Here is a 281-nt window from a genome sequence, read left to right on the forward strand (position 1 = left end):
GCTTCCATAGCTCAGTAGGTAGAGTGCATCCATGGTAAGGATGAGGTCACCGGTTCGATTCCGGTTGGAAGCTTTTCCGCAAATGCTGCGGTTACTCGCGGCCCGTTGGTCAAGGGGTTAAGACACCTCCCTTTCACGGAGGTAACAGGGGTTCGAATCCCCTACGGGTCATTTTCCCATAAAGCATAACTGAAGCTTGGCATACATAGTTTGCTTGAATATGGGAAACCTATTGATGCGGACGCTTAGCTCAGCCGGGAGAGCATCTGCCTTACAAGCAG

Annotated in this window: 1 tRNA gene and 1 rRNA gene (1 of these 2 running past the window's edge); both read left to right on the forward strand. The window is 51.2% G+C overall.

Annotation, left to right across the window (positions count from 1 at the left end):
* Positions 1 to 10, forward strand: a 5S ribosomal RNA gene (gene rrf / locus FE784_RS31800); it begins 100 nt to the left of the window's first position.
* An 89-nt stretch (positions 11 to 99) separates the two neighbouring features.
* Positions 100 to 171: transfer RNA gene (locus FE784_RS31805), tRNA-Glu, on the forward strand.
* The last annotated feature ends 110 nt before the right edge of the window (positions 172 to 281 follow it).

Origin of the sequence: Paenibacillus hemerocallicola, assembly GCF_006265175.1 — a bacterium.
Taxonomy (GTDB): domain Bacteria; phylum Bacillota; class Bacilli; order Paenibacillales; family NBRC-103111; genus Paenibacillus_AB; species Paenibacillus_AB hemerocallicola.